Raw genomic sequence first — 25,241 nt, 5'->3', positions numbered from 1 at the left:
GAATTATTGAGGCAGAAGAGTAGTGGATTGGCCTGTTTGTGTCAAATCGTCGTTACGATGAGTGTAAATTATAGTTTACGACAATGAAATCAATAAAATAGCGACGGGCATATGTTGTTGCGATCTATACCCCAAATAATTCGAGTTTCAGGAAGGCGGCAACTGAGAGAGCCCCTAGGAGCTTATGTATTTAAGATCAACAACAGGTAGTGACTGGGGTGAACGAATACAGCCAACGGACGTGTAACGTGAAGTATGACGGGTATAAATAGTGCAGTGATCCAAATAGCATGGAGAAATGATTGTATTTAGGTAACGTCATTCTTAAAGTGACGTTGTTGGCATAAATGGAGAAGAAAATGATCAGAGTCGAGATGTTGAGTACCGGAGATGAAGTGCTGCATGGGCAGATTATTGATACCAATGCTGCCTGGCTGGCTGATTATTTTTTTAATCAGGGCTTGCCAATCAGCAGCCGGGAAACCGTCGGCGATGATATTTCGGCCCTTATTGAGGTATTGACTGAGCGCAGTCAAGTTGCCGATGTGTTGATTGTCAATGGTGGCCTGGGGCCGACCAGTGATGATTTGAGCGCCTTGGCTGCCGCCCGAGCCGCCGGTGTGGAACTGATTGAGCACCCGGAGTGGATTGCTCGTATGGAAGCGTTCTTTATAGAGCGTGGCCGGGTGATGTCGGCAACTAATCGTAAGCAGGCCCATATTCCGGCCAATGCTGAAATGCTGGACAATCCCGTAGGCACTGCTTGTGGCTTTGCTCTGCGACTGAATAAGTGCCTGATGTTTTTCACTCCGGGGGTGCCATCTGAATTTAAAGTGATGGTTGAACAGCAGATTATGCCGCGTCTACGGCAGAATTTTGAGGTGGCTGAACCGCCATTATGTTTACGAATGACCACTTTTGGTCGTTCAGAGAGTGATCTGGCGCTGGAGCTGGATCCGTTACCACTACCTGAAGGCGTGGTGCTGGGTTACCGCTCATCGGCCCCAATCATTGAGTTGAAACTCACTGGCCCAGCGTCACAACGCTCGGCAATGGAGCAAGTCTGGCAGCAGGTGAGGGCGGTGGCAGGCGAAAGTACGCTTTTCGAAGGTACTAAGGGCTTGCCAGCACTCTTAACCGAACAATTGACACAGCGTGGCTTATTACTGGCGGTAAGTGAGCAATTTACCGCTGGGCTGATGCACTGGCAGTTGCAGAGTGCGGGAGCACCATTGGTCGGCGGTGAGTTGTTACCTGCTCATTGCCAAGAGTCGCTGACCGAGGTAGCCAGCCGTGCACAGTCATTATCCATGCTGTGTGGGGCACAGGTCGTGTTGGCTGTCAGTGCGATGCAAAATGATCGACTGAGTGTGGCATTACATACCCCTGAAAGGACTTTTGCTCAGACAGTGCGCTATCAGGCTAGCCGCCATGGTTTGCGTATCCGTCAGGAAAGTAGCGCGATGTTGGCACAGGATATGTTACGGCGCTGGCTAAAGGGCGGCCCAGTGTGCGGGCAGCATGGTTGGTTGGATATTATTGAGATTTTGTAATTAAAAGATAATGTCAATATTTAGCTCAGGCGCGGAATAGCGCCTGGTTAATGAGTACTATTTGACCTGCGCACTCCTGAGATCTTCGCCCGCTTCCCAGATCCGGTATTTAACTTCCACCCCTTGCGGCACATAGACCACAATTGGCAGGCGGCTGTTATAACGCTGCATTGCCGCGTCGCCCAAATTAGCGGTGACAAATTTCACTTGCGGTTTACTGTCTTCAGGGCAAGCCATCATGGTTGAGGCGGGTTGTGAGATTTTATCCATCACCAGATAATCGAATCCCCAACCAGATAATGTTCTGGTTTCCAGATTGCCGCCGAGCATGTGGCGGTTACAGTCAACGTTGAGAGTTTTACCGATCAGCAACTCGACTTTAAAGCGGCTTTCATCTTTTTGCGGATCAAGAAAAATGACCTGTCGACTCATACCTTTATCGGCTTGTGGATAAGGTGCGATTTTTTCTAACGGTTGTTGCTGATTGAGAGGCGTAGGCGTTTCAGCAATGGCATTGATTGATGCCGCTAGTAACACACTGGCTAATATGATTGAACATTTTTTCATCTTTTTTCTCTCAGTTTTATCAACAAGGTATTTCTAAAGCTCGATTTCAATGTCGCCCACGGGCTGACAGCAGCAGGGCAGGATCTCCCCTGCTTGTATAAAAGCGAGTGGCTGCTGCAAATAACAGACTTCACCTTTCAGTAAACGCATGCGGCAAGAGCCGCAATAACCTGATCGGCACTGATATTCAACCGGTAACTGATGGTGTTCCAGCGTTTCTAGCAAATTGCGGCTACTGGCCGGAACACTAAGCTGAGCTCCGGTGGTATTCAAGGTTACAATCGTTTTCACGGATTACAGCTCGAAATCACTCAGATCGTCAGCACTGATTTCTGAATCAATCTGACCGACCAAATAGGAGCTGACTTCCACTTCTTGTGGTGCGACCTGGACGTTATCGGAAACTAACCAAGAATTGATCCATGGAATAGGGTTGGTGCGGGTGCTAAATGGCACGCCCAGACCGACTGCCTGCATACGGATGTTCGTAATATATTCTACGTATTGGCACAGGATCTCTTTGTTCAGTCCGATCATTGAGCCATCACGGAACAGGTATTCCGCCCACTCTTTCTCTTGCTGTGCCGCCAGTACAAATAGGTCGTAGCACTGTTGTTGGCACTCTTCGGCAATTTCTGCCATTTCCGGATCATCCTCACCCAAGCGCATCAGGTTGAGAATATGTTGTGTGCCAGTCAAATGCAGTGCTTCATCGCGGGCAATCATTTTGATAATTTTTGCGTTGCCTTCCATCAGTTCACGTTCGGCAAAAGCGAAAGAACAGGCAAAACTGACATAGAAACGAATAGCTTCTAAGGCATTAACGCTCATTAGGCACAGATAGAGCTGTTTTTTCAAATCACGCAATTTTACTACCACGGTCTTACCATTAACCTGGTGGGTGCCTTCCCCCAGCAGATGGTAATAGCTGGTCATCTCAATCAAATCATCGTAATAAGCTGAGATATCTTTTGCGCGTTTAAGGATCTCTTCGTTGGTCACGATATCATCAAAAACAACTGATGGGTCGTTAACGATATTGCGGATGATATGCGTGTAAGAGCGTGAGTGGATAGTCTCTGAGAACGACCAGGTTTCCACCCAGGTTTCCAGCTCAGGAATTGAGATCAACGGCAACAGCGCTACGTTAGGGCTACGGCCTTGAATGGAGTCCAGCAAGGTTTGGTACTTCAGATTGCTGATAAAAATGTGTTTTTCGTGATCAGGTAATGCGTTGTAATCGATACGATCGCGTGATACGTCGATCTCTTCAGGACGCCAGAAGAAAGAGAGCTGTTTTTCAATCAGTTTTTCGAAAATCGCGTGTTTTTGTTGGTCGAAACGTGCCACGTTGACGGATTGACCGAAGAACATGGGTTCGAGTAACTGATTATTTTTATTTTGTGAAAAAGTGGTATAGGCCATGGTTTCCTCAGGGGTCGTGCAAAGGACAAATAGCGTAATAGGCAAATAGCATCGCGTAACGGGCAAATCGGTCGCGTAACGGACAAATAAAAAAGGCCCTGTAACGGCGGTAGCGTCAGAGTGAGTTACCCCAGTTACCCGTGGCATAAACAACGCCATTATGGATAACCGGGGAGGGCCTGAACTAAAAACTAAATCTTACATGCGCCGCCTTCGCAGTCGTCATCACCCGGCAGACTCGATTGAATGTCTTCTTGCACATCATCAGCACCGTCACGGGTATTTTGATAGTAAAGCGTTTTCACACCAAATTTATAGGTGGTCAGTAAATCTTTCAGCAACTGCTTCATCGGTACTTTTCCTGATGGGAAGCGGGTTGGATCATAATTGGTGTTCGCCGATATCGCTTGATCGACAAATTTTTGCATCAAACCAACCAACTGCAGGTAGCCGTCATTATTAGGCATTTCCCACAGCAGCTCGTAAGCGCCTTTCAAGCGTTCATATTCAGGCACTACTTGACGCAGAATGCCATCTTTAGAGGCTTTGATGCTGACGTAACCCCGCGGTGGTTCAATACCGTTGGTCGCATTGGAGATTTGCGATGAGGTTTCAGATGGCATCAATGCCGATAACGTGGAGTTGCGCAGCCCGTGAGTCTGAATCTCTTTACGCAGTGCTTCCCAATCGTAATGTAGAGGCTCACTGCTGATGGCATCCAAATCTTTCTTATAGGTATCGATCGGCAAAATACCTTGTGAATACGTGGTTTCGTTAAACCACGGGCAAGCGCCTTGTTCACGGGCCAGTGCGTTAGATGCTTTCAGCAAATAGTACTGAATGGCTTCGAAAGTCCGGTGTGTCAGGTCATTGGCACTGCCGTCAGAATAACGCACGCCGTTCTTCGCCAGATAATACGCAAAGTTAATTACCCCAATCCCCAAGGTACGGCGGCCCATGGCACCACGCTGTGCTGCTGCAATCGGGTAGTCCTGATAATCCAGCAAGGCATCCAGTGCACGTACTGCCAGTATGGCCAGATCTTCTAAATCATCGAGGCTATCAATGGCACCGAGGTTGAACGCTGACAAAGTACAGAGCGCAATTTCACCATTCTCATCGTTGATGTCATTCAGCGGCTTGGTCGGTAATGCAATTTCCAGGCATAGGTTAGACTGGCGCACTGGGGCAATTTTAGGATCAAACGGGCTGTGCGTGTTGCAGTGGTCAACGTTTTGAATATAGATACGGCCAGTAGAAGCACGCTCTTGCATCATCAAAGAGAATAGCTCAACCGCTTTCACCCGTTGCTTACGAATACTGCTGTCTTGCTCATATTTGACATACAGGCGTTCAAATTCATCCTGATCGGCAAAGAACGCGTCATATAACCCCGGTACATCAGAAGGGCTAAACAAGGTGATATCTCCACCTTTCAACAGACGCTGATACATCAGTTTGTTGATTTGCACACCGTAATCCATATGACGGACACGGTTACCTTCAACACCACGGTTGTTTTTCAGTACCAGCAGGCTCTCGACTTCCAGATGCCACATTGGGTAGAACAACGTGGCCGCGCCGCCGCGAACACCACCCTGTGAGCAGGATTTAACCGCAGTCTGGAAGTGTTTATAGAATGGAATACAACCCGTATGAAATGCTTCACCGCCACGGATTGGACTACCCAACGCGCGGATACGGCCTGCATTGATACCGATACCGGCACGCTGTGATACGTATTTCACGATAGCGCTGGAGGTGGCATTAATAGAATCCAGGCTGTCACCACATTCAATCAGTACGCAAGAGCTGAACTGGCGGGTGGGGGTACGCACACCCGCCATGATAGGTGTTGGCAGTGAAATTTTAAACGTAGAGATAGCGTCGTAGAAACGCTTGATGTAATCCAGACGGGTTTCACGCGGGTAGCCGGAGAACAGGCAAGCTGAAACCAGAATGTACAGGAATTGGGCACTTTCATAGATCTCACCGCTCACGCGGTTCTGCACCAGATATTTACCTTCCAACTGCTTAACCGCAGCGTAGGAGAAATTCATATCGCGCCAATGGTCGATGAAAGTGTCCATCTGCTCAAATTCTTCTGCGGTGTAATCTTCCAGCAGATGTTTGTCATATTTACCCATTTCTACCATTTTCGACACATGAGCGAAAAGCGTAGGGGGTTCAAACTGCCCATAGGCTTTTTTACGCAGGTGGAAAATGGCTAAACGGGCGGCCAGATACTGATAATCCGGTGCATCACGGGAGATCAAATCTGCGGCGGCTTTGATGATTGTTTCATGAATATCAGAGGTTTTGATGCCATCATAAAACTGAATGTGTGAACGCAATTCTACTTGTGATACCGATACGTTATGTAAACCTTCGGCGGCCCAGTCGATGACCCTGTGGATTTTATCCAGATTGATGCGTTCTTTGCTGCCATCGCGTTTAGTAACAAGTAGGCTTTGGTTCATGTGCTCTTTTACCTTTAGTGTGTTTGTAGCGCGTGAGCTAAGGGATCAACAGGCCGTTTTTTCAAACTGCGAGTTGAATTTTCAAGCACTGACTTGTGCCATCGCTCAGTATACAAACACAATATATAGTGGGTGGGTGTTGGACAGATAACAAGATAGTGAGTATTGAGGCTTTTGGCAAGTGAACAAAACGGGATAATTGTGTGGATAACTTGGGGGTTAATTGTTACGAATGCCTTATAAGCTGCGCCATTACTGGGACTTACTACTTATCCCTCTGGGGGATAAGATTTTGCGGAAAATCTTAAAAATTTGATCGTTTGCCGTTTTATTAAACATTATAAAAGGACCCTGTAATTTATCGCTTTTGTTGCTGAAAAAAACGCTTTCTGCCTGATCTGGCGATTAACAGCATATAAACTGATAACAGAGCGTGTGAAAAACCAAGAAGAGCAGGTGTTTAGCCCTGCTCTCAGTGGGTTCTACGACTGATCTATTCGCTGTCCCGTTGAGTATGCACCATATAATTCACATCAACATTGCGGCCAAGCTTAAAATGGTCGGTGATCGGGTTGTAATGTAGCCCGATAATATGGCGTTCAAGCAATGGCGTTTGATCTACCCAGCCTATTAACTCTGACGGGCGGATAAACTTTTTCGCATCATGTGTGCCTTTAGGCACCATTTTCAATAGATATTCGGCACCAACGACGGCCATTAGCCAAGACTTGGTATTACGGTTAATGGTCGAAAAGAAAACATGCCCACCCGGTTTGACCAATTGTGCACAGGCCCGTACCACGGAAGCAGGATCCGGTACATGTTCGAGCATCTCCATGCAGGTCACTACATCGTAGTGTTGCGGGTGTTGCTGCGCATGATTTTCAACGGTTTCCTGCACATACTCGAGTTTGACGCCAGTTTCCAGAGCGTGCAGACGCGCAACTTGTAGCGGCTCGTAGCCCATATCCAGGCCAGTCACTTGCGCACCTTCACGTGCCATGCTTTCGGCCAGAATCCCGCCACCACAGCCGACATCCAGCACTTTTTTCTCAAAAACACCGCCAGAGCGTTGCAAAATATAGTTGAGGCGCAGGGGGTTAATACGGTGGAGAGGCTTAAATTCACCTTCTAAATCCCACCAGCGGGAGGCAACAGCTTCAAATTTAGCGATTTCTTGCTCATCAACGTTATGATGGCGGGTTGTCGTTTTGGCTCGCATGATGAGTTCTCACTGTTTTGTTTCTTTGCACGGATTATACATGTTCCCCATCTTTTGTATTACCCTTCGTGCTCGAAGTTGCCGAGGGCGTGAGCTTGCGGCCATCATTTTGTGGTGAGAGTCCATACCCCGGAGGATTGCCGGCGAGGATGATCCCAGAGCGCCGTCGTTTTGCTAAAAACTTATTTTTTAACCAAAAACATGTCGTTTAACCCAAAACATGCAGTTTCGCCAAAATCTGCGTTTTGTGATATAGTTTCGTACCTTTAAATCCGGTAATCAGTAGAGGGATAGCGGCTCAATGAGCGACCTTGCCAGAGAAATAACACCGGTCAACATCGAGGAAGAGCTGAAAAGCTCCTATCTGGATTATGCGATGTCCGTTATTGTCGGACGTGCGTTACCAGATGTCCGTGATGGACTGAAACCGGTGCACCGTCGCGTACTATTTGCGATGAATGTACTGGGTAATGACTGGAATAAACCATACAAAAAATCGGCCCGTGTAGTCGGGGACGTTATCGGTAAATATCACCCGCATGGTGACAGCGCGGTCTACGACACTATTGTGCGTATGGCCCAGCCGTTCTCACTGCGCTATATGCTGGTGGATGGGCAGGGTAACTTCGGTTCCGTCGATGGCGACTCTGCCGCGGCGATGCGTTATACCGAAATCCGTATGTCTAAAATTGCTCACGAATTGTTAGCGGATTTAGAAAAAGATACCGTTGACTTCGTGCCTAACTATGATGGTACGGAGCAAATTCCGGCTGTTATGCCGACCAGAATCCCTAACCTGCTGGTAAACGGCTCGTCGGGCATTGCGGTAGGGATGGCAACCAATATTCCGCCACATAACCTTTCTGAGGTTATTGATGGTTGTCTGGCTTATATAGAAGATGAAAACATCAGCATTGAAGGGCTGATGGAGTATATCCCTGGCCCAGACTTCCCAACAGCAGCCATTATTAATGGACGTCGTGGTATTGAAGAGGCTTATCGTACTGGTCGCGGTAAGATCTATATCCGCGCACGTGCTGAAGTCGAAGCGGATGCCAAAACGGGCCGCGAAACCATTATTGTTCATGAGATCCCGTATCAAGTGAACAAAGCACGGTTGATTGAAAAAATCGCCGAGCTGGTAAAAGAAAAACGCGTCGAAGGTATCAGTGCGTTACGTGATGAGTCTGATAAAGACGGCATGCGCATCGTGATTGAAATCAAACGTGATGCGGTTGGGGAAGTGGTGCTGAATAACCTCTACTCTCTGACACAATTGCAGGTGACTTTCGGTATCAACATGGTAGCCTTGTCTCAGGGGCAACCGAAGCTGCTTAACCTGAAAGACATTTTGGTTGCTTTTGTCCGTCACCGTCGTGAAGTGGTGACTCGCCGTACCATTTTTGAACTGCGTAAAGCACGTGATCGCGCTCATATCCTTGAAGCGTTGGCGATTGCACTGGCTAACATTGATCCGATTATCGAATTGATTCGCCGTGCATCGACCCCTGCGGAAGCAAAAACGGGTTTGATTGCCAGTCCTTGGGAGTTAGGTAACGTTGCTTCCATGTTGGAACGTGCCGGTGATGACGCGGCACGCCCTGAGTGGTTGGAAGCGGAATTTGGTATCCGTGACGGTAAATATTACCTCACCGAGCAACAGGCTCAGGCTATTTTGGATCTGCGTTTGCAAAAACTGACGGGTCTGGAGCATGAGAAACTGCTGGATGAGTATAAAGAGCTGCTCACCTTAATTGGCGAGCTGATCTTTATTCTAGAAAATCCGGATCGCCTGATGGAGGTTATCCGCGAAGAATTAGTGGCGATCAAAGATCAGTATAACGATCTTCGTCGCACTGAGATCACCGCGAATACCTCTGATATCAATATTGAAGACCTGATTAATCAAGAAGATGTGGTTGTGACGCTGTCCCATCAAGGCTACGTCAAATACCAGCCGTTGAGTGATTACGAAGCTCAGCGCCGTGGTGGTAAAGGTAAATCCGCGGCACGTATCAAAGAAGAAGACTTTATTGATCGCCTGCTCGTTGCCAATACCCACGATACCATCTTGTGCTTTTCCAGCCGTGGCCGTCTCTATTGGATGAAGGTCTATCAGTTGCCGGAAGCCAGCCGTGGGGCTCGTGGCCGTCCAATCGTCAACTTGTTGCCGCTTGAGCCAAATGAGCGTATTACCGCCATTCTGCCTGTGCGAGAATATGAAGAAGGCCGTCATGTCTTTATGGCTACCGCCAGCGGTACTGTGAAGAAAACGGCATTGACGGAGTTCAGTCGCCCACGTAGCGCCGGTATTATCGCCGTTAATCTGAACGAAGGTGATGAGCTTATCGGTGTGGATCTGACGGATGGTAGCAATGAAGTTATGCTGTTCTCTGCATTGGGTAAAGTGGTTCGTTTCCCAGAAGGGCAGGTTCGCTCTATGGGCCGTACCGCAACCGGTGTTCGTGGGATCAACCTCAATGGCGATGATCGGGTTATTTCTCTTATCATCCCTCGTGGTGATGGTGAAATCCTGACCGTAACTGAAAACGGTTATGGTAAACGTACTGCGGTGGAAGAATATCCAACTAAGTCCCGTGCGACTCAAGGGGTTATCTCCATTAAAGTCAGTGAGCGTAATGGTAAGGTTGTCGGCGCTGTTCAAGTTGCACCAACTGACCAAATCATGATGATCACTGATGCTGGCACGCTGGTACGTACTCGCGTATCCGAAGTGAGTGTCGTAGGGCGTAATACCCAAGGTGTGACCCTGATCCGTACCGCAGAAGATGAACATGTTGTTGGTTTGCAACGTGTCGCTGAACCTGAAGAGGATGATGACATCCTTGATGGCGAATCATTAGAAGGTGAAGAGGGCAGCGAAGAAAACGCAGCACTAAGCGCACCATCAGATGATGCTGCCGATGAAGGTACTGATGCAGAAGACGACACTGACGTAGAAGACGAAAACGCATAATGTTGCCCTGGCAGGTGCGGTTTATTGCACCTGCTCATTCATCTGCGGCGACCAAGTCTTTAGATGACTATGTCATTAAAAAACAGCCAGCCAGTGAGCTTAACGCCTGTCAGTTAAGCAACTGAGCTGGCTTTTTTATGGGTTATCGGTAGTATATTCTGTTGTTAACACAGCCTGTCTGGCGATGCTTTTTCATCATGGTATCCGATTGAAATATCTCTCTTCATTTCGTACGACACTAAAAATATCCCGCTACTTGTTCCGGGTATTGGCCATTATGTTATGGTCACTTGGCGCATTATTGACCACTTTTTATATCCTGAATGTACTTAACGAAAAAAAAGCCGATATTCGTCAGGAATATAACAACAACTTTGGTTTGGCGCAGAACTACATCCGGCATTCCGCCGAAATTATACGCGATATTAAATATATGGCGGAAAATCGGCTAGATAAAAATGCCAGTGACACTGATGTCACTAGTGGCATGGTTATGAATAAAAAGGCGGTACCACAATATTACCCTCTTAACTCTGATTCAGGTTGCGCTACGGCTAGCACGTCTAATCAAGCGTCAGTGAATACTCTCAGTAACCTTATTTGGTACTGGAAAGAGAACTTTACTGCCGCTTACGATCTCAATCGTGTCTTTTTTATTGGCACTGATACGTTGTGTCTGGTGGATTTTGACATCCGTAATGCCCCATCGTTGCAAGAAAACCTGCTTAAGTCGCTGTATGAACATGCCCTAAAGTACCGTGATTCCCAGAATCAGGATAAAGACAGCAATATTTACTGGGTGGTACCTGGTGCTCGTCCTGATATTGGCGTTTTGTATGTTCTAAGCCCCGTTTATCTAGGTAATAGATTAGAGGCTATGATTGGCTTTGAGCAGAGTGTCCGCTTGGAGGATTTTATTTCTTCCCGAACACTGCCTATCAGAGTGACCTTATTAGGTCAGGATAATGAACCAGTGTTACAGATGGCATCAGGTGATCGTTATCCGGCTATACTGGATGATTATCCCGATTCGCCATCTTACTTTGGTTATGCTGATGATTATAAAGATCTTATTCTAAAGAGAACTTTACCGCCATCCCCCCTTAGTATTGCTTATTCGTTACCCGTCAAAACGATAATAGAAACATTCAAGTTATTGATTTTTAATGTGTTCATTCTTAATGCGCTCTCTGCCGTAGTGATTTTTACGTTAGCTTGGCTATTTGAGCGAAAAATGTTTCATCCGGCTGAAGATAATGCGCTGAGGCTTGAGGAGCACGAACAATTCAACCGTAAAATTGTGGCTTCGGCTCCTGTTGGGATATCCATTTTGCGTATCAGTGATGGTACTAACATCCTGAGTAATGAATTGGCACATAACTATATTAGTTTACTGACGAATGAAGATCGGGAACGTATTACGCGCATTATTTGTGAGCGTCAGGCTAACTTTGTCGATGTAATGACCAGTAACAACAATAATCTGCAAATTAGCTTTGTTCATTCACGCTATAGCAATGAAGATGTGGCGATTTGTGTGCTGGTTGATGTTAGTTCTCGGGTCAAAATGGAGGAGTCACTACAAGAGATGGCCACTGCGGCAGAGCAGGCCAGCCAATCAAAATCGATGTTTCTGGCTACCGTCAGCCATGAATTGCGCACGCCGCTGTATGGCATTATCGGTAACCTCGATTTATTGCAAACGAAGGAATTACCGCAGGGAGTAGACCGGCTGGTAACGGCAATGAATAATTCGTCGGGGTTATTATTAAAAATTATCAGTGACATACTCGACTTTTCTAAAATAGAGTCCGAACAGCTGAAAATAGAGCCAAGCGAGTTTTCTACTGTAGAAGTGATCACCCATATCACGGCTAACTATTTGCCCTTGGTCGTCAAAAAACGGTTAGGACTGTATTGTTTTATTGAACCGGATGTCCCACGGCTCATAGAAAGTGACCCAGTTCGCCTACAACAGGTGATTTCTAATCTTCTGAATAATGCCATTAAATTCACTGACACGGGGTGTATCGTTTTGCAGGTACGCGTGCGTGGTTACTATCTGGAATTTCAGGTGCGGGATACCGGTATGGGTATTGATTCACGTGAAATTAATCAGCTATTTGATCCTTTCTTCCAAGTGGGTACCGGCGTCCAACGCCATTTTCAGGGAACCGGATTAGGGCTGGCCATTTGTGAGAAGTTAGTCAACCTGATGGATGGCGATGTCGAGGTTACATCTGAATTGGGGATGGGGAGTATTTTTGCTATCCGTATTCCATTGTATCATAACCAAAATACTGTTCTGTCCGCCAATGTTCGCTGGCAAGGAAAAGTGCTGTGGTTAGATATTCGCAATGCACGCCTGGAGAGCTATTTACTCAATCTACTTGGCTACTTTGGCGCGACAATTCGGCGTTACTGTGGTGAGCAGACTCAGCCGGAAGATGTGCTGATTTGCGATTATCCGTCACAACTTAGTACCCCTTTACTGGCATGGATCCAACTCTCCATTGAACATATTGGTTTACCACAAGAGACGCGCCCTGCTTACTGGTCATTGAGTACTTCAACTTTACTGGAGATAGTCCCCTTGCTGGACTGGATACTGCGGGGTCAACAGCCGGTTGAGAATTCATCGTTACAGTTACTCGCACCGAAAACGAATCAAGATAATAATGCCGACCTGCAAATTCTGGTCGTGGATGACCATCCGATTAACCGCCGTTTACTGGCAGATCAGCTAACCACTTTGGGTTATCGTGTCATTACGGCTAATGATGGCTTGGATGCGTTGGTGGCGTTAAATACTAATACCGTGGATATGGTGTTGACCGATGTGAACATGCCAAATATGGATGGTTACCGTTTAACTGAGCGTTTACGGCAGTTGAATCACAATTTCCCGATTATTGGTGTAACCGCGAATGCTTTGGCTGAGGGGAAACAACGTTGCATTGAGGCGGGGATGGATAATTGCCTGTCGAAGCCTGTGACGCTGGATACTCTGCGCCAGATGCTGCTTTACTACAGTGACCAAGTACGGCGCTTACGTTAGATTTCGTTAATTAATAAGCCCAGTATTGCAGAGCAAAACTGGGCTTGAGAGTCGAGCGGGGCAAGAGTTACAGTTCTTTATCCACTTGGCTAATCGTCACAGACGAAAGATAATTTAGCAAAGCGATATCGTTATCAACACCCAGCTTCAGCATTGCAGATTTTTTCTGGCTACTAATGGTCTTGATACTACGGTTAAGTTTTCTGGCAATTTCTGTTACCAGAAAGCCTTCAGCAAATAGCCGCAAAACTTCACTTTCTTTTGGTGACAAACGCTTATCACCGTAACCATTAGCACTGATTTTTTCGAGTAGTTTGGCTACGCTTTCAGGAGTGAATTTCTTCCCTTTTTGTAATGCGGCCAATGCCTTAGGTAAGTCAGCGGGGGCACCCTGCTTCAATACTATTCCGTCGATATCCAAGTCTAAGACAGAGCTTAAGATAGCCGGATTATTATTCATAGTTAAGACAATGATAGCCAAATCTGGATAATGTCGTTTTATATATTTGATTAATGTGATGCCATCACCATACTTATCCCCTGGCATAGAGAGGTCAGTAATTAGCACGTTGGCATCAAGTTTGGACAAATTGTTAATAAGCGCGGTGGAGTCTTCAAATTCTCCGACAACGTTTACCCATTCAATTTGCTCAAGCGACTTTCGGATGCCAAACAAAACAATTGGATGGTCATCAGCAATAATTACATTAAGGTTGTTCATGGTTATGGGTTACCTTCCTGCAACAGTCTGGTGATGAAAAAATCAATCTGACTGATGCTATTTTCGATCTTCAACCGATCGCCATCTGCGATATGCTGTTCTAATGTTTCACATAGCTGCTTGCCGAGAACCAGGTTCAGCATGGCAAATACGCCTTTTAATCGATGTACGGTTTGCGAAAGTGATGTTAAATCACTTTGCTGAAGTTCAGTATACAGTTTCTTCAGATCTACCGGTACTGTCTCGACAAATAAGGAATAATAGTCACTGGTTTTTAGTTGCCTCTCGTAGAGGTTTATATCATCTTCTGTAATGTACTCAACCTCTTGTTGCGATTGTTCAGATAAAATTCGCTGCTCGATTAATAATAATATTGAATCAATAACCGCGCGGCTTAAATTGTAATTTACCCTGATATAATTGTTTTGTAACTGGTGGAACCCCGTTTCATCTGCCGCGAGCAATAATGTGTAATTATCATAATGTTGCGGATTATCCGTTATTGTAACATCATAATCCCGCCCTGGTAGGCGATCATCGGTGATAATGCAGTTAGCACCAAATGAATTTAACAATATTGTAATGATAGAGCGTACTTCTTCTGAGGTTATATCTAATAGTACTGTGACACCATCCAGTAATTTTTCCTGGGTGCCTTGTTGTTCATTTTTAACGGCTATTGTTAACCGGATAGTATAGCGTGTACCTATATCTACTTTACTGCGAATCTCTAATTGGCCGTTTAATTTTTTACATAATTGGTTACATAAAAAAAATGTCAACCCCGAGCCATGATTGTATCTGTCGGCCAATGCTTGGCTAAGGAAAGGATAATTAAGATTACCTATTTCTTCATCAGAAATACCCGCGCCAGTATCCATTATTTGAATAACCAATTGTTCCGGGTGCCCTGGTTCATGATCTACATTGAGGGTGATTTTTCCATAAGCCGTGGTAACGATAGAATAATTCAGCAACAACGAAAGTATTTTACGTAATACCTTTTCATCACCTAGATAAGTTTGGTCAAGACTGACATGAAAATGATTAAACAGATTTAAGCCTTTCTGATTAATCGAGGGGAGCAGATCCAGTAGTAGGGTATCGATTAAGGTTGATAAAGAGAAGACCTGTTGTTCTGTTTGCCAATCTTGTGTTTCCAGCTTAGTCAGTAAAGTGATGTTATCAATCAGTTCAAGGATAGTTTCAGATTGCTCAACCAGCTTGGTCTTAAGATCATGCTGTTGTTGCAAATCGGTGGTGTCCTTTAATGTACGCGCAAGTTGATTCATGTGGTGGACTGGTTGGCTAAGTTCAATCCCCAGGTTGTGCAACATCAGTTTCCGCGCTTGCAGATTTTTATCGTACTCACGCCTTGCTTGCTGCAATTTCTTATTCACCAGGACTTCTTTATCCTGATCATGAAGCAGAAAAAGATACGTCTCTGGTGAAATCTGGCTACGGAACATGTGGATTTCATAAACTTCGTTATTCACCGTCCCTTGAATCACCCCGTGGTGTTGCTCTGCCATAGTGGCAATTTTTTGCAGATTCAGGTGAGGTAATAAATTTTCCGCTATCTTGTTGCTGGCAATGACAGTGCTGTTACTGAAGTCATAAATTAATAAGCCTTGCGGTAGGTTGGTAATGATCTCCTGACTCAACAATCTCTGAGCTTCTAATTGTCCGGTCATATCAGCACTTGGACGACCATATTGGCGGCGGACAAAATAGGCGGCCAAAATGGTTAGTGTCAATAACACGATATTGGCTAGGATTAACCAAAAGTTGTTTATTAATAAGTCGATAACCAAATTACTAACCGGTACACGATAAACAATTTTCAGTGTGACATTTGCCAGTGGTGCGGAGAATTCAACCCATGAGCCGTTCAGTGACACACTGGTTGCCGCAATATCTTCGGGGGCAGCCCCCTCATTGAGTGGCACTTTATCCGGTTGAAGCAGGAAGTTAGAACGTGCCATATTAGGTGGAATTAAATCATTGATCGGTAAGTCAAATGCGATCACGGTGGCTAAATGGCCAGGGCGGTTAAAGGTGGTTCTTAGGGTGAAATAGTAGGCATTCTGGAAGCGTAATTTGCGTAAGGGCGAGAAGCTCTCCCGCTCATCCAATGTATTGACCTGCTGTAGCATTTCCGCCCGTCGCGATTCAGCAAAGGCAGTAAGGTAGTTCTCTTTAAAGCGTGATGTGACCTCTTTTAGTGCCTGAGTCGTAATCAGGAGTAGACTATTGTCCTGCCCGTTAAGATAGTACATTGAGTAAGTGTCATTTTGCGGCCCCCACAGGTTATCAAGATAGTCAGATATCTGTAATGCCATGGTCAGCGTTGCAGGCTCGTGGTTACCAAAAATGACAGCATCAGTCTTTCTGCGAGGCTTTTCAATATAGTAAACGTCAGGGCGCAGGCGGATTTCCTGCACCGCAGGATGGGGTTCACTTGCTTTGATCGGATTATTGACTAAATCATATATTTGGTAAGTATGATAACGATAGTCATCAATGCGTTGTTGCAAACCGTTAGCGATATTCGTTAAAGCATGCTTCTTTTCAGTCAGATAAGCATTGGTATAGTTATAGGCATATAGCCCAACAGTCATGAGCAGAAGTACGATAAATAGCCAGAAGTAACGTGTGATGTTAGCCGCTGAGTGGGTAGACGAATTATTTTGCATAACGATAATGCCGATTCCCTTGGTTAGCGCGTGACGGCTCTGGCGCTGGCAGCAACGGTTAATAACAGAAGTGCTACACAGCCAAAAGCAACCGATAGACTACTTAATTGTGCAATAAAGCCGATGGCTGCCGGGCCTGCCAAAATCCCCGCATAACCGATCGTTGTAATGGATGCAACCGCCAGGTTGGCAGGCATAACGGTTTGATTCCCTGCGGCGGTAAACAAGATTGGTACCACATTCGATGCGCCGAAACCCACTAACATGAAACCAATAATGGCAGCCATTGAGCTATCAATACTGATTGCGATAATAATCCCGATGGCAGAACATAAACTGCCACCTAATAATACCTTGTAACGGCCCAGCCCATTGACAATCCGATCACCGTTTAGGCGGCCAAGTGTCATCGCGATGGCAAATACGGCGTAGCCCATACCTGCTTGTGATGGCGACATACCGCGTAGCGTAGTCAGGAAGACGGCACTCCAGTCAAGCATTGAGCCTTCGGCCAAAAACATGACAAAACATAAAAAGCCGATAAACATCACCCAGCCACGTGGAAAAACAAACAGTGGCCCATCATGGGGTTCACCGCTGCCACGTAACAGATTCTTATTGGCTGCCAGCAGTAAAATAATCATGAGTACTACGGTAGCCATAATCGCTGTCAGTGGGTTGAGGCCCAGCCACAATAGAGCACTGACACCTCCTGCACCAACAATCCCGCCGACACTGAATAAACCGTGGAAGCCAGACATCATCGCCCGGCCACTGGCTTTTTCAACAATGACGGCCTGAATGTTCATCGCCACATCTATTATGCCCATGGCTGCACCGAACACTAATAGCGCGATAGCCATCGTCGCGGGAGTATTCATCAATACAAGTAAAGGTAAATCTAAACAGAGCACCGCGCCTGCCAGTAAAATGACGGCCCGACAGCCCCACTTCGCGGTGAGCACGCCAGTGAGCGGCATCGCCAGCATCGATCCAATACCAATGCATAACAGTAATAAACCCAATGAGGCATCATTAAGACCAATGCGCGTTTTTGCAAAGGGAACAAGTGGTGCCCAAGCGGCCATGCCCAATCCGGCAATAAAAAAAGCTAACCGGGTAGAAACTTGTTGGCTAATACCGGGCTGTAATGCTTGTTGGTGTATTTTGGTACTCATGAGGTATCAGATCTACTATTGAAGTGAAAAAGTGGTATAGACAGACGTTTCTATCACAAAGCTAAATCCGGGTCGAAGTGATTTGTGCGGATAAGCAGAATACTTAACAGCTACCTTTTAAAATAGCGCCTCAGATTCGATATAAACCAGTCAGATTGTATGGGTTTAAAGGTGGATTTCTCTGATTTGCTGATGTGATCGCCTCCCGTAGTGCGTGAGCCTTGTGTGAAAATGTACCGCTGCCAGTAAACCAATAAAACAGTTTGAGATGACTTAATAAAGTGGTTGAGTGGAGCAGGGGGGGATTATTATCAAATACTTTCTTTTTTGGATGACTACTTTTTACTCGGCAATAGTCAGTTATTTTTGCACAATAACTGACCAGATGACATTAAGCTATTTGTATTTAAGTAAGTCTATGGGGGAAAGATGAGTGCAAATATTTGTTTATATACCCTAAATAATTCGAGTTATAGGAAGGCGGCAGAGAGATACAAATCGGCCGGGAACCAATTTGAAGAGTATTTATACTATCCGTAAGCCTCAGGGATGAGGCTCATTAATCCCGATGAGATTACTTGATTTTTTAAGAGCAATACCAGTAAGTGATTCGGGTTATTGAACGTAGACAACGCATATTCAGCTTGAAGTATGACGGGTATAACGACGGTAAGTGGATGTCTTGGGATAGGATAAAAAAAACCGGTCAGAGACCGGTCGTAACATTAACGAACTATCTGACTGTGTTAACCACAATGATAGGAAAATAATGATGATAGCGTGGTCATTATATATCCCTGTTGGTATGTTTATATTGTCAATTCGTGCTAATTACATTAATTATAACTCACTGTTTACAATTACTATTATATTTAAATCGGTTGTTATTTATATTGACTAACGATTTGTTTTTTTTATAAATATTTGTTGAAATTTACATTTGTAAATGTTTTTTATGCATACGAAACATTATTCTTAATTTGGTAGCATTTTCCATATGGATTAATGGTCATCTTATTATGACAATATGGTCACCTCCTAGGTAATATATTCTCGAAAGAGTAGTGGTATAGATATATCTAATAATAGAGGATGATAACAATGAAACTTAGAGTTCTTTCATTTATTATTCCGGCCTTATTGGTTGCAGGCAGTGCAAGTGCTGCGGAAATTTACAATAAAGACGGTAATAAACTGGATTTATACGGTAAAGTTGATGGGTTACATTATTTTTCTGATAACAAGAACCTTGATGGTGACCAATCTTACATGCGTTTTGGCCTGAAAGGCGAAACACAAATCACTGACCAACTGACTGGTTATGGTCAGTGGGAATATCAAGTCAATCTGAATAAAGCAGAGAGCGAGAACGAGAACGAGAACGAGAGCCACAGAAGTTTCACTCGTGTGGGTTTTGCGGGTCTAAAATTTTCTGACTACGGTTCATTAGATTATGGCCGCAACTACGGTGTTCTGTACGATGTCACTTCATGGACTGACGTACTACCAGAATTTGGTGGTGATACTTACGGTGCTGATAACTTCCTGTCACAACGCGGCAACGGGATGCTGACTTACCGTAACACCAATTTCTTCGGCTTGGTTGATGGCCTGAACTTTGCTCTGCAATATCAGGGTAAAAATGGCAGCAGTAGTGAAACCAACAATGGTCGCGCTGTAGCAGATCAGAACGGTGATGGCTACGGGATGTCCTTGTCTTATGATCTGGGTTGGGGGGTGAGTGCATCAGCAGCGATGGCGAGTTCTCTGCGTACCACTGAGCAAAATGGCCTGCAGTATGGCCAGGGTAAGCGTGCCAATGCTTACACTGGTGGTCTGAAATATGATGCGAACAACGTTTATCTGGCCGCTAACTATACTCAGACTTACAACCTGACTCGTTTTGGTGATTTCAACAATCAATCAAGTGATGCCGCTTTCGGTTTTGCAGATAAAGCACACAACATAGAATTGGTCGCGCAATACCAGTTCGATTTTGGTCTACGTCCATCAGTGGCTTACCTGCAATCCAAAGGTAAAGACATTGGGATCTATGGCGATCAAGATCTGCTGAAATATGTTGATATTGGTGCGACTTACTTCTTCAACAAAAACATGTCTACCTATGTTGATTACAAAATCAACTTGTTGGATAAAAACGATTTCACCAAAAATGCCCGTATAAATACTGATGATATTGTCGCAGTAGGTATGGTCTATCAGTTCTAATTCTGATTATAGGCGTAAGTCCTGAGAGAAACGCGGTCATTTGGCCGCGTTTCTTATTGTGAGCCACTGCTGCTCTAAGGCCTGCAATGTACTGTGTATTAGTGTTAAGGCTGCCGACAAATCTAATTCTCTCTGGGCTTTCACGATCGCACCATCTAACACCATCGCGATGATTTCACTGCGGATCTCACATTGATCATCTTGTGGTAAGTATCGGCTTATCTCTTGTGCCATTTGCTTTTTATGCTGATAAGCAAGTTCGCGTATTTCCGGTAATAACCCACCTAGTTCTACTGTGGTATTGATAAAAGCACAACCGCGAAAACTTGGTTGCTCAAACCAGCTTGCCATGCATTTCGTTAATGCCAAGGATAAATTTGCGTGGTGCATGGTTTGCTGTTTAAGTTCTTCGATAAACCAGTTAATCCACCGTTGATGCCGATATTCAAGAAACGCGCCAATCAGATCATTTTTACTGGGAAAATGTCGATAAAAAGTGACCTTAGTGACACCCGACTCTTTAATTATTTTGTCAATACCAGTGGCACGGATCCCTTCTTGATAAAATAGACGATGGGCTGTTAAGAGGATCCGCTGCTGGGCGGGTAAAGTTGCAATAGCAGAAATATCAATTTCAAAAGACATCATTTGGCTCCGGTAGTCATCTGGCACTGATAAGAAGTGCACAAGGAGTGTAGACAAATCTGTCTACATCGGCTAGATTTATTTGAGTAGACAAATCTGTCTACATAAATACTGAGGGATTTATCCATGAAGTTACCGGTGCCACCGTTTTCACATGAAAGTGCGACAGAGAAAGTCCGTTTGGCTGAAGATGCGTGGAATAGTCGTGATCCTAAACGGGTCTCTCAGGTCTATTCTATTGATACTCATTGGCGCAATCGGGCTGAATTTGTGCATGGCCGGGATGCTGTGGTCGCTTTTCTCAGCAGAAAATGGGCTAACGAACTTGAATATCGGCTGATTAAGGAACTTTGGGCCTTTGATGGTGCGCGTATTGCGGTGCGGTTTGCTTATGAGTGGCGTGATGATTCTGGAAATTGGTTCCGTAGCTTTGGTAACGAGAATTGGGAATTTAACGCACAAGGGTTAATGTTTGCCCGCCATGCCTGCATTAACGACATGCCAATTACAGAACAGGATCGCCAATTTCACTGGCCACTGGGACGGCGGCCTGATAACTATCCCGCCCTGAGTGATTTAGGTTTCTAATATTTCCGCTATAGTGGGGTGCTTCAGTCGTTTATCCTACTCACTTTTTTCTAACTGTCTGTTTCTACATACGGAAGGAACGGAGATGTGTTGCTACCTTTGAAAGCAGTAAAGTCACTACTGCCTAATCTGAAATAGGGGGATTTTTAGTCGAGTTGACTTTTTTTAACCAATTTTGGCATGAAGTTTAACCAAACGAATTAAATTTCTGTTTTTTTTAAATGAAACACTAGACATATCATCGCGCTATAGATGATAATGCCGCCCATTGGAAGGATGGCCGAGTGGTTTAAGGCAACGGTCTTGAAAACCGTCGACTGTAACAGGTCCTAGAGTTCGAATCTCTATCCTTCCGCCAATTTCGCCGGTATAGCTCAGTTGGTAGAGCAACTGACTTGTAATCAGTAGGTCCCGAGTTCGACTCTTGGTGCCGGCACCAATTAAAAACCCGTTATCTGAATAAGATAACGGGTTTTTGCTTTTCTCTATATCTCAACGTCATATCTACCGCTTATCCATCAGTATGTGCCCGGTGCGGACTATTACTCTTATTATGGGGTATGCAGTCAACAATGGTCAGTTCAGGCCGATAGAAATTGGCGGCAGTATTTACCCTGCCGCCGTGTTACATCAATGATTTTTCGCCAAATCAGCAACCAATTGATTCACACCATCACTCATATTGCTGAATTTAGTCAGTTGGCTTCGTGTGACCACCACAAAAACGCCAATGTTTTTTTCTGGGACCATCGCCATATAAGTAATAAATCCGCCACCACCGCCGGTTTTTTGCATAATGCCCGGTAAGTCAGCCTTAGGTGCCATGTAAACCCATCCTAAGCCCAGAGCATCCGCTTGACCGGCGACATCCATACCTTTCAATGACACCAAGTCACCGCGTTGGAAGTAAAGCGCTTGCTCACGTTTGGCGGAACTCTTGGGGGTGCGGTTATTAAAAGCTAAGAATTGTTGCATCCAACGCTGCATATCTTCGGGGGTTGAGTAAATACCGCCGCTACCTGCTGCTGCAACCGTATTCCCACAACGACTGCTGCCAACGCCTATCATCAGACGCTTACATTGTTCCGCTGTAGGGGTTAGGGTGGTATTTTTCATCCCCAGTGGGGCGGTGATCTTATCACGTAATAAGCGAGTATAAGGTTTCCCCGCAGCTTGTGACAGCGCATCAGCCAGTAAGTCGTAAGCCAAATTCGAGTAAGCGGCTTTAACGCCTGGTGGAACGGTCACTTTGGCCAGTTTCAACCATTGCCAGCGATTATCTTTAGTCGGCCAGGTAAACACCGGTCTTTTTTGCGGGCCACCGGGTTGCTCGCGGGGTAAGCCGCTGGTATGGCTGGCAAGATGCAACAGCCTAATCGGCTGCTTAGCACTGTAGGAGGGGACGTTGGCCCCCTTTGGCGCATATTTTTTTAACGGGTCGGTTAACTTAACGATGCCATCATCAGCCAGTTTTACCATGATTTCGCTGGTCATCAGCTTGGTTATTGATGCAATGCGGATCAGTGAGTCTGGCCGTGGGCGAATATTGTTGCCGGGTTGCGTTTCACCAAAGCTACGGTTGACGACCTGATTGTTATCGATAACCACCAGAGCCATTCCTACAGCGCCACTGTTATAGAAGATATGTTCGGCGTATTGATCAACAACTTGCGAGGTCAACAGCTTAGTATCTTGCGAGGTCAACGGCTGAGTATCGGCATGGCTGTGCAACGGGATAGTCCACAAAGCAGCAGCCAGCAGCGGGGCAGAGAGACGTTTCAACAATCTTTTATCCATGTTTAAAAGGCAAAATAAGTGTTCGTGCGCTTATAGTAATCGGATATTTACATAATACATGCTGAAATTTTCAAGTAGATGAATAATTTATTTTATAAAGTTGTATTGACTGGAAGGGTGCCAACATACGTTGAAACAGATCAATGTTGAAACAGATCAATCAAGACATTGAGATTATTGTCGCTGACATCCAACGCCGATATTTTATCTACCCATTCATGCTTAGGGAAGGGAGAAGCACAAACCGCACTGGCGGGACCGGTGCGGTTTGTGGTCACGACCAAAAATTAATTAACTCTCGGTAACCGGTTTAGGTATGACGGTTGGCGACGCTTTGACGCCCAAGGGGTTATTGCCCCAACATTGTTCATATTTCCACCCCGTCAGTTCTTCCGCGACGGCTCTGGCGTGGGCAGGGATATCCGCCATAGCACCGCCATTTTTGATGCGTTCAATTTCTTCCAATAAAATACTGTGATTTTTGCGATCTAGCTTCATCTGAGTGGTGTAGTAGATAGCGACTAATGCCAGTGAGATAACCCCTATGGCAAAGACACCGACAATGGCTTGCACGGCAATTTCTGGCTGATTAGATTGACCAGAAACAAAGCCAAAGCGGCTTAACGTCCAGCCCATGGCAAAGACAATCACCGAACGTACCATTTTCCCGGCGAATGTCATCGCACCTGCATAAATCCCTTCCCGGCGACGCCCGGTCAAGACTTCGTCCACATCGGCCAGGAAGGTATAAACGGTCCACGGAATATAGTAGATCCCTCCGGTACTTAAACCGAAGACCGCGGTAATACAGAACAGGACGATAACGGTCGTAGTCTCAGACCAACCGGTGAAATACAGCGCGGCGTAGGCAATCACGCTGACAATCACCACTTGTAGAGCAATACGGAAGGGGCGAGCGAAGCCCATTTTTACGCAGATACCGATAAAAATAGCGGTGGAGATGAGCTGCATAATAGAACTGAAGCTATTGAGCTGCGAAACCAATGCGGCATCTTGTCCCAAGCCAAAAATAATAAAGTAGGTAAATGCAGACGCGAACAACCATTCAGCACCAAAACCGAACAGATACATTCCCAGATGCTTGCGAAAAATGCGCAGATGGAAAGTCGATGCCATATCAACACACAGCTTTTTCAGTGCCTGACCTAAACTATTGGTGGTTTCCCTGACCACTTCGCTGGCTGGACGCTCCCATGATGAGCTGTAAAGCCAAATCATGGCGCAGCACATAATCAGACCATAAGCGATACCGGTATATAAGAAGGGGGTTGCGGAATCTTTGCCATAAATTGCAATGAATTGACCTGGAATGAAAGCGGCCAGGAAGTTCGCTACCTTGCCGAAGATTGCTTTAGAACCTGTCAGTTTAGAGCGTTTGGCAAAATCTGTTGTCATCTCGGTAGCCAGTGTTTCATAAGGTACCATGATGGAGGTGTAAATTAATTCAAACAGTGCATAGGTCAGCAGGTAGTACCAAAAACCAAAACCACTCATCCACAGCATTGGATAGACCAACACGAGTGGAATTCCCAGCAAGATAAAGAAGCGACGGCGCCCGAAGATACGGCCCACGCGGGTATTGTAGAAGTTATCCGTGATATAACCCATTACCGGGTTACTGATGGCATCAATAATACTGGCGATTGAAAAGATAGTGGCTGCTTCTACAACAGAAAGTCCGCAAAACGTTGTGTAGAAATACATCAGCCAGGCACCACTAATGGCTAATGCCCCACTGCCCAGCAAGTTGGCACTCCCGTAAGCCAACGTATGCCTCGTTGAAATCTGTTTACTCATGTTTACCGCCACCTAAAATTAAAACAATGTTTCATTTATAATGAATAACTGTTTTCTTTATAGCGGTATAGTGTTCATAAAAATGAGTCAGAGATCACGAAAAAGATTTTTACGACGCAAAAAGCCATGTATATCAACAAAAATTGATATACATCAATTGAGAGAGAGTCGTATTTATTCCGCAATAAGACAGAATGTCCAAAGTAGCATGAATGCGTGATAATGCCCTCTTGCCACCATAATGACTGTGACAATAGTGGCAATATTGGTATTAATCGCATGAAATG

The 25,241-nt window shown here is 45.4% G+C and carries 16 protein-coding genes and 2 tRNA genes; 7 read left to right on the top strand and 11 right to left on the bottom strand.

Going from position 1 to position 25,241, the window contains the following annotated elements:
* Positions 1–359 precede the first annotated feature (359 nt).
* On the top strand, positions 360–1,553 hold the full coding sequence (locus AC971_RS01135) for a nicotinamide mononucleotide deamidase-related protein YfaY (protein WP_025383157.1): 1,194 nt from the start codon (positions 360–362) through the stop codon (positions 1,551–1,553).
* A 57-nt stretch (positions 1,554–1,610) separates the two neighbouring features.
* On the opposite strand, the gene eco is transcribed toward AC971_RS01135, so the two are convergent.
* The 5 genes from eco to ubiG form a co-directional block, all read right to left on the bottom strand.
* Positions 1,611–2,120 carry a serine protease inhibitor ecotin gene (gene eco, locus AC971_RS01130; RefSeq protein WP_025383158.1) on the bottom strand — a complete coding sequence of 170 codons (510 nt, stop codon included), beginning with the start codon at positions 2,118–2,120 and terminating at the stop codon, positions 1,611–1,613.
* A 33-nt stretch (positions 2,121–2,153) separates the two neighbouring features.
* Positions 2,154–2,411, bottom strand: a complete 258-nt coding sequence (gene yfaE / locus AC971_RS01125; RefSeq protein WP_025383159.1) for a class I ribonucleotide reductase maintenance protein YfaE — start codon at positions 2,409–2,411, stop codon at positions 2,154–2,156.
* Positions 2,412–2,414: 3 nt separating this feature from the next.
* On the bottom strand, positions 2,415–3,545 hold the full coding sequence (nrdB, locus tag AC971_RS01120) for a class Ia ribonucleoside-diphosphate reductase subunit beta (RefSeq protein WP_025383160.1): 1,131 nt from the start codon (positions 3,543–3,545) through the stop codon (positions 2,415–2,417).
* A 191-nt stretch (positions 3,546–3,736) separates the two neighbouring features.
* Positions 3,737–6,025 carry a class 1a ribonucleoside-diphosphate reductase subunit alpha gene (gene nrdA, locus AC971_RS01115; RefSeq protein WP_025383161.1) on the bottom strand — a complete coding sequence of 763 codons (2,289 nt, stop codon included), beginning with the start codon at positions 6,023–6,025 and terminating at the stop codon, positions 3,737–3,739.
* Positions 6,026–6,518: 493 nt separating this feature from the next.
* Positions 6,519–7,247 carry a bifunctional 2-polyprenyl-6-hydroxyphenol methylase/3-demethylubiquinol 3-O-methyltransferase UbiG gene (gene ubiG, locus AC971_RS01110; RefSeq protein ID WP_025383162.1) on the bottom strand — a complete coding sequence of 243 codons (729 nt, stop codon included), beginning with the start codon at positions 7,245–7,247 and terminating at the stop codon, positions 6,519–6,521.
* 301 nt (positions 7,248–7,548) lie between these two features.
* Here ubiG and gyrA point away from each other — a divergent pair, with 301 nt between their 5' ends.
* Complete coding sequence (gene gyrA / locus AC971_RS01105; protein WP_025383163.1) at positions 7,549–10,224, top strand: DNA topoisomerase (ATP-hydrolyzing) subunit A; 2,676 nt, start codon at positions 7,549–7,551, stop codon at positions 10,222–10,224.
* Between the two features lie 208 nt (positions 10,225–10,432).
* Positions 10,433–13,282, top strand: a complete 2,850-nt coding sequence (gene rcsC, locus AC971_RS01100) for a two-component system sensor histidine kinase RcsC (RefSeq protein ID WP_071825554.1) — start codon at positions 10,433–10,435, stop codon at positions 13,280–13,282.
* Positions 13,283–13,349: 67 nt separating this feature from the next.
* Here rcsC and rcsB read toward each other — a convergent pair whose 3' ends face one another.
* The 3 genes from rcsB to AC971_RS01085 are packed head-to-tail and all read right to left on the bottom strand — an operon-like array spanning position 13,350 to position 17,877.
* Positions 13,350–14,003 (bottom strand): response regulator transcription factor RcsB, encoded by a 654-nt coding sequence (gene rcsB, locus AC971_RS01095; protein WP_002210824.1) that lies wholly within the window; start codon positions 14,001–14,003, stop codon positions 13,350–13,352.
* A 2-nt stretch (positions 14,004–14,005) separates the two neighbouring features.
* Positions 14,006–16,699, bottom strand: coding sequence for a phosphotransferase RcsD (rcsD, locus tag AC971_RS01090; RefSeq protein WP_025383165.1), 2,694 nt, complete (start codon positions 16,697–16,699; stop codon positions 14,006–14,008).
* Between the two features lie 23 nt (positions 16,700–16,722).
* Positions 16,723–17,877, bottom strand: a complete 1,155-nt coding sequence (locus AC971_RS01085; protein ID WP_025383166.1) for an MFS transporter — start codon at positions 17,875–17,877, stop codon at positions 16,723–16,725.
* A gap of 1,101 nt (positions 17,878–18,978) precedes the next feature.
* Between AC971_RS01085 and ompC the strand changes: the two genes are divergently transcribed.
* Entirely contained in the window at positions 18,979–20,106 is a 1,128-nt protein-coding gene (ompC, locus tag AC971_RS01075; RefSeq protein WP_025383168.1) for a porin OmpC, read from the top strand.
* 36 nt (positions 20,107–20,142) lie between these two features.
* Here ompC and AC971_RS01070 read toward each other — a convergent pair whose 3' ends face one another.
* Positions 20,143–20,754, bottom strand: coding sequence for a TetR/AcrR family transcriptional regulator (locus tag AC971_RS01070; RefSeq protein WP_080984310.1), 612 nt, complete (start codon positions 20,752–20,754; stop codon positions 20,143–20,145).
* A gap of 123 nt (positions 20,755–20,877) precedes the next feature.
* Here AC971_RS01070 and AC971_RS01065 point away from each other — a divergent pair, with 123 nt between their 5' ends.
* The 3 genes from AC971_RS01065 to AC971_RS01055 all read left to right on the top strand — a co-directional run bounded on the left by AC971_RS01065 (position 20,878) and on the right by AC971_RS01055 (position 21,778).
* Positions 20,878–21,339: a nuclear transport factor 2 family protein gene (locus tag AC971_RS01065; RefSeq protein ID WP_025383170.1), complete on the top strand. Its 462-nt coding sequence runs from the start codon at positions 20,878–20,880 to the stop codon at positions 21,337–21,339.
* 270 nt (positions 21,340–21,609) lie between these two features.
* Positions 21,610–21,697: transfer RNA gene (locus AC971_RS01060), tRNA-Ser, on the top strand.
* Between the two features lie 5 nt (positions 21,698–21,702).
* A tRNA-Thr gene (locus AC971_RS01055) sits at positions 21,703–21,778 on the top strand.
* Positions 21,779–21,969: 191 nt separating this feature from the next.
* Here AC971_RS01055 and ampH read toward each other — a convergent pair.
* The gene (gene ampH / locus AC971_RS01050) at positions 21,970–23,136 is read right to left on the bottom strand and encodes a D-alanyl-D-alanine-carboxypeptidase/endopeptidase AmpH (RefSeq protein WP_025383171.1); all 1,167 of its coding nucleotides are present in this window, start codon (positions 23,134–23,136) and stop codon (positions 21,970–21,972) included.
* A gap of 291 nt (positions 23,137–23,427) precedes the next feature.
* A complete protein-coding gene (locus AC971_RS01045) occupies positions 23,428–24,954 on the bottom strand; it encodes an MFS transporter (protein WP_025383172.1) in 1,527 nt (508 codons plus the stop codon).
* Positions 24,955–25,241: the final 287 nt, after the last annotated feature.

The organism is Yersinia similis (assembly GCF_001053095.1).
Lineage (GTDB): Bacteria > Pseudomonadota > Gammaproteobacteria > Enterobacterales > Enterobacteriaceae > Yersinia > Yersinia similis.
This window is presented reverse-complemented; position numbering and strand designations above follow the sequence as displayed.

Coding starts and splice junctions, on each gene's coding strand:
- ubiG (WP_025383162.1), bottom strand. CDS start 7,247: ATGCGAGCCAAAACGACAACCCGCCATCATAACGTTGATGAGCAAGAA.
- AC971_RS01070 (WP_080984310.1), bottom strand. CDS start 20,754: ATGATGTCTTTTGAAATTGATATTTCTGCTATTGCAACTTTACCCGCC.
- AC971_RS01135 (WP_025383157.1), top strand. CDS start 360: ATGATCAGAGTCGAGATGTTGAGTACCGGAGATGAAGTGCTGCATGGG.
- eco (WP_025383158.1), bottom strand. CDS start 2,120: ATGAAAAAATGTTCAATCATATTAGCCAGTGTGTTACTAGCGGCATCA.
- AC971_RS01045 (WP_025383172.1), bottom strand. CDS start 24,954: ATGAGTAAACAGATTTCAACGAGGCATACGTTGGCTTACGGGAGTGCC.
- ompC (WP_025383168.1), top strand. CDS start 18,979: ATGAAACTTAGAGTTCTTTCATTTATTATTCCGGCCTTATTGGTTGCA.
- ampH (WP_025383171.1), bottom strand. CDS start 23,136: ATGGATAAAAGATTGTTGAAACGTCTCTCTGCCCCGCTGCTGGCTGCT.
- rcsD (WP_025383165.1), bottom strand. CDS start 16,699: ATGCAAAATAATTCGTCTACCCACTCAGCGGCTAACATCACACGTTAC.
- AC971_RS01085 (WP_025383166.1), bottom strand. CDS start 17,877: ATGAGTACCAAAATACACCAACAAGCATTACAGCCCGGTATTAGCCAA.
- rcsB (WP_002210824.1), bottom strand. CDS start 14,003: ATGAACAACCTTAATGTAATTATTGCTGATGACCATCCAATTGTTTTG.
- gyrA (WP_025383163.1), top strand. CDS start 7,549: ATGAGCGACCTTGCCAGAGAAATAACACCGGTCAACATCGAGGAAGAG.
- AC971_RS01065 (WP_025383170.1), top strand. CDS start 20,878: ATGAAGTTACCGGTGCCACCGTTTTCACATGAAAGTGCGACAGAGAAA.
- nrdA (WP_025383161.1), bottom strand. CDS start 6,025: ATGAACCAAAGCCTACTTGTTACTAAACGCGATGGCAGCAAAGAACGC.
- nrdB (WP_025383160.1), bottom strand. CDS start 3,545: ATGGCCTATACCACTTTTTCACAAAATAAAAATAATCAGTTACTCGAA.